At 38.4% G+C, this 4,637-nt stretch carries 5 protein-coding genes and 1 tRNA gene; all 6 read left to right on the top strand.

Features of this window, described 5'->3' with window-relative positions:
• The first annotated feature begins 64 nt into the window (after window positions 1-64).
• The 6 genes from KS419_RS18385 (at window position 65) to trmL (ending at window position 4,488) form a co-directional block, all read left to right on the top strand.
• Window positions 65-138, top strand: a tRNA-Gly gene (locus KS419_RS18385).
• 212 nt (window positions 139-350) lie between these two features.
• Complete coding sequence (gene queG, locus KS419_RS18380; protein WP_217067851.1) at window positions 351-1,487, top strand: tRNA epoxyqueuosine(34) reductase QueG; 1,137 nt, start codon at window positions 351-353, stop codon at window positions 1,485-1,487.
• Between the two features lie 103 nt (window positions 1,488-1,590).
• Window positions 1,591-2,121, top strand: a complete 531-nt coding sequence (locus KS419_RS18375; RefSeq protein ID WP_217067850.1) for a methylated-DNA--[protein]-cysteine S-methyltransferase — start codon at window positions 1,591-1,593, stop codon at window positions 2,119-2,121.
• 291 nt (window positions 2,122-2,412) lie between these two features.
• Complete coding sequence (locus tag KS419_RS18370) at window positions 2,413-3,309, top strand: amidase domain-containing protein (protein WP_217067849.1); 897 nt, start codon at window positions 2,413-2,415, stop codon at window positions 3,307-3,309.
• 109 nt (window positions 3,310-3,418) lie between these two features.
• A complete protein-coding gene (locus tag KS419_RS18365; RefSeq protein ID WP_217067848.1) occupies window positions 3,419-3,946 on the top strand; it encodes a DUF4245 domain-containing protein in 528 nt (175 codons plus the stop codon).
• Window positions 3,947-4,014: 68 nt separating this feature from the next.
• Window positions 4,015-4,488 carry a tRNA (uridine(34)/cytosine(34)/5-carboxymethylaminomethyluridine(34)-2'-O)-methyltransferase TrmL gene (gene trmL, locus KS419_RS18360; RefSeq protein ID WP_217067847.1) on the top strand — a complete coding sequence of 158 codons (474 nt, stop codon included), beginning with the start codon at window positions 4,015-4,017 and terminating at the stop codon, window positions 4,486-4,488.
• Window positions 4,489-4,637 lie beyond the last annotated feature (149 nt).

Raw genomic sequence — 4,637 nt, 5'->3', positions numbered from 1 at the left:
ACATGTCAAGGCGAGTGGACGAAGAGAACAATAGAATAGAATAATTCAACTTTATGTATAGTAAGCGGGTGTAGTTTAGTGGTAAAACCTCAGCCTTCCAAGCTGATGATGTGAGTTCGATTCTCATCACCCGCTCCATAATTTATCTCATCTTTTACAAACCAACTAAAAAGTATATAACTAAAGTAGTGTTTCAAGATGGAACGCTACTTTTTCACGTCTAAATGAAATATCAAAGCCAGTTTCTCACTGGAACATTTTCCAAAAGACATTTTAATCTACATAATTAGAATGTCCTATACAAAATTTTACAAAAAAAGATGAAAACGTTTAGAAAGTGGGTGAAATCCATGTCAAACGCCCAACTAAAAAAGGAAATCATTGCATATAGTAAGCGTATAGGTATAGATAAAATTGGATTTGCCTCTGCTGATCCCTTTGTTACTTTGAAAATGAGGTTAAAAACACAACAGGATCTTGGCTATCAATCGGGATTTGAAAAAGGAACATTAGAAGAACGGACGGAACCGGATCATCTTCTACCGGAAGCGAAGACAATTATTGCGATTGCACTTGCATACCCTTCAAAACTCAAAAATGCTCCACGTTCGAAGAGTGGGGAACGGAGGGGGTTGTTTTGTAGAGCATCATGGGGAGAGGACTACCACCATATTCTGAGAAGAAAATTAGGGGAATTGGAAAAATTTATAGCGGAAAGAAACCCAGATGAGAAGTGCCTCTCGATGGTGGATACTGGGGAGTTATCTGATCGTGCAGTTGCAGAGAGGGCAGGTATTGGTTGGAGTGGAAAGAACTGTTCTATTATTACACCGGAGTTTGGTTCCTATGTTTACTTAGGTGAGATGATAACAACCCTTGATTTACCAGCGGATACCCCATTAGAAGATCAATGTGGAACTTGTAACAAGTGTATTGAGGCTTGCCCAACGGATGCGTTAATCCAAGGTGGTCAGCTTGATTCAAATAAATGTATTGCCTTTTTGACACAAACAAAAGATTTTTTGCCGGAAAAATATCGAGAAAAAATAGGGAATCGTTTATATGGATGTGATACATGTCAAGTCGTCTGTCCTGAAAACAAGGGGAAAAACATTAACAATCATCCTGAAATGGAGCCAGATCCAGAAGTGGTTAAACCGTTATTAGAACCATTACTTACGATAAGTAACAGAGAGTTTAAACAGAGATTTGGTTCCATTTCAGGCTCTTGGAGAGGAAAAAAACCAATTCAGAGAAATGCGATCATTGCACTTGCACATTTCAAGGAAAAGAGTGCATTGCCAGCATTATTTGAGGTTCTGAAGAATGATCCTCGGCCAGTTATTCGGGGGACGGCAGCGTGGAGTATAGGTAGAATTGGTGGATTAGAAACAGAAAAAGAGCTAAAAGTGGCGAAAGAAAGAGAAAATGATAAAGAAGTACTGCAAGAGATAGAAAAAAGCCTTGAAACAATGAAATATGAATAAATTTGCCGTTGGTAAATGGAAACAATGTCCAGTACCATATTAGAAACTTTAAAGTAATGCTCAGCAAATCTAATAGAACACTGGACCGAAAGTGGGGGGAAGTATGTCAAAACGACCATTTATTTATTTCTCAGAGATGAACAGCCCAATTGGAATGTTAACAGTGGGAAAATCAGATAAGGGAGTATGTTTTATTGAATTCGGATCCATTAAGGAATGCCTATCTTCCATTGAAACGAGACTAAAAAAACGCCTGATGAATGTCATCCTATCAGAAGACAAAGAAAAAGTGATGCCTGCCCTAAATCAGTTGGATGAATACTTTCAAGGCAAACGGACATCCTTTGATCTTTCGTTAGATTTAATCGGAACGAAATTTCAAACCCTTGTTTGGCAAAAGGTGAAGGATATCCCATACGGTGAAACAAAGTCTTATAAGGAAATTGCCTTTGAAATTGGAGCGCCGAAAGCAGTTCGTGCTATTGGGGGGGCTAACAATCAAAATCCTATCCCTATCATTATTCCTTGTCACAGAGTCATTGGAAGTAATGGATCAATGGTCGGGTACGGTGGTGGATTAGAAAAAAAGGAACATTTATTAAGATTAGAAGGGGCTATAAGAAAAATTTCATAAATTTGAGGGAGTTTCCATTCATTATGGGAACTCCCTTTTTTAAAAGATAAGAAATTATAAGTATTGGCACCTTCGGGCAAGTTGTCTAGCTCCAGCGCCTACTCGCTACGGGGCACTTCGGAAGTGACAACCGAAGTCAAAGAGCGGACTTCTAGTTGTCATTCCTCCACTGCCCTACGCTCGTGACCAAAGGCGCTTGCGCTTTTCTTAGAAAATAGACTTTTTATCAATATCGCACCTCACCCTTGAATATGAATAAAATGAGAATTCAGGAAGAGGGAGGGGATATCAATGTATGAAAAAGTAAAACGACATGTGGAAAACAGTATGCAATGTTTTGTAACTAGGAGTAATTCAGGAGGGTTTGTCCGAGATGATGAGATGGAAGCGATTGAACGGAAACAAAAATCGTTGACGACGAGGAAAGCTCAAATTGTGAAAAATATTGTAGATGGGAACATTATAAAGCAGCATACTTTTCAGGATCGATCTTTCTTTGACTATGTTGTTTCGGTTCAGCATGTTATAAAACAGAAGGAACAACTTTATATGGAAGAACAGTTGCAGAACAGGAGAATCGTTTTGGAAGATGAAGAAATTATTGATGATTATTTAGTTAATCGAGAAGGTGGCGGGACATATGACCCACTGGATATAAAACAGCTATTTCAGGGAGAAACTCGGTCATCACCTGATTATGTCTATGACCGAGTGGAAGTGGTCAGATATGCGGAACGATGGTGGGATTCTTTCAATCCTGAATACAAGCAGTTTGAAAATGACTGTACTAACTATATTTCCCAGTGCATCTTTGCAGGGGGAGTTCCAATGAGCGGTCAACCAAACCGGTCCTCTGGTTGGTGGTATCAAAATAATCAATGGAGTTACAGTTGGACGGTGGCTCATGCATTAAGATGGTATTTAAGTGGATCGAATAATGGGCTTCAGGCAGTAGAAGTCTCAAGTCCCCATGAATTGATGAGAGGTGACATCATTTGTTATGACTTCAACGGTGATGATAATTGGCAGCATACAACAGTTGTAACTGGAAAAGATGTGGAGGGGGAGCCTCTCGTTAACGCACATACAACAAATAGTCGTATGCGTTTTTGGTCGTATGAGGATTCAACGGCATGGACTCCTAATATTAAATATAAATTTTTTAGTATTATTGACCGCAACTCGTAGGTTCTCAAGGAAGTTATAAAATTTATGACAAAGAACATGTTTTCTTCATTTGGTGATAGTATAATGAAAAAGGTATGATTTAGATTAAAGAAAGCAATGGTGCATTTGAATGAAAAAGATATGTGTTATCACCTTAGTTCTTTTTGTATTTTTAGTAATGATAAATGGATGCAGTAAGTCAGATGCAACCGTCTTTCATGCTGCACGGGAGCTTCCTTTTCCTGTTCTGGTGCCAGACCCCTTGCCTGAAGGGTGGGAAGTTGTGGAGACGGTTTATGAAGATGAATTACTTGTAGTTAGTTATCGTACGGGAAGCGATTCTCGAGTAGAATTAGTTCAAGATTTGAGAATTCAAGGATTGGATACTCTTCTCCTTCGGGACTATTTATTATTAGGATCCGTAAATTTGCCATCATTGGAAGAAGACAAGGAAATACGGGAAATCTCAAATTATGTAGGAGAACTAACCGTATTTCTGGAACCGATTCAAATTGTACAATATACGTTCGTAACAAAAGAAGATCTTATTCGTTCATCTGGACAGCATGTTCCTTTATATCAGGTCATTGGGAAACAACAAGCGACTATTGAAGAAGTAATGGAATTAGTGGGATCACTCAAGACATTTACACATTAATATTTAAAGTAAATAAGGATTTTCGAGAACTTCAAGTTTCGAATGGATTAGATTAATGAGGTGAAGCAATGGGAATACATGTTGTACTACATGAACCAGAGATTCCAGCAAATACTGGAAACATCGCAAGGACATGTGCTGGAACAAACGCGTCTTTGCATTTAATACATCCACTTGGTTTTTCCACTGATGATCGAATGTTAAAAAGGGCAGGCTGTGATTACTGGCCGAATGTTAACGTCAATCATTATGATAATATGGAAGAACTTTTTATTAAATATCCAACAGGTGATTTTTTTTACATTGAAACAATCGGGAACAAATACTATCATGATTTTGATTATAGTGATCCAATGAAAGATTATTTTTTCGTTTTTGGAAAAGAAACGAAAGGATTACCAAAGGAATTGACAGAAGAGAATAAGGATCGATGTTTTCGAATTCCGCAAACAAGTCATATTCGGTCTTTGAACTTATCGAATACGGCAGCGATTATTGTTTATGAAGCCTTACGTCAACAAGGCTTTCCGGGTGTGGAATGATAATTGAAAACCAACGGAAAAGAAGTGCCAGGCACTTCTTTTTTGGAAGATAAAGTATAAGTTTTGGCACCTTCGGGCATTGTCTAGCTCCACCGCCTACTCGCATGGGAACTGAAAAAGTGGTGCTTTTCCACTTTTACAGTCCCTAA

Origin of the sequence: Evansella tamaricis, from assembly GCF_019042215.1 — a bacterium.
GTDB lineage: Bacteria > Bacillota > Bacilli > Bacillales > Salisediminibacteriaceae > Evansella > Evansella tamaricis.
Note: the sequence above shows the minus strand (reverse complement) of the source record. Positions and strands in the feature narration are given on the sequence as shown.

Coding starts and splice junctions, on each gene's coding strand:
- KS419_RS18375 (WP_217067850.1), top strand. CDS start 1,591: ATGTCAAAACGACCATTTATTTATTTCTCAGAGATGAACAGCCCAATT.
- KS419_RS18370 (WP_217067849.1), top strand. CDS start 2,413: ATGTATGAAAAAGTAAAACGACATGTGGAAAACAGTATGCAATGTTTT.
- trmL (WP_217067847.1), top strand. CDS start 4,015: ATGGGAATACATGTTGTACTACATGAACCAGAGATTCCAGCAAATACT.
- KS419_RS18365 (WP_217067848.1), top strand. CDS start 3,419: ATGAAAAAGATATGTGTTATCACCTTAGTTCTTTTTGTATTTTTAGTA.
- queG (WP_217067851.1), top strand. CDS start 351: ATGTCAAACGCCCAACTAAAAAAGGAAATCATTGCATATAGTAAGCGT.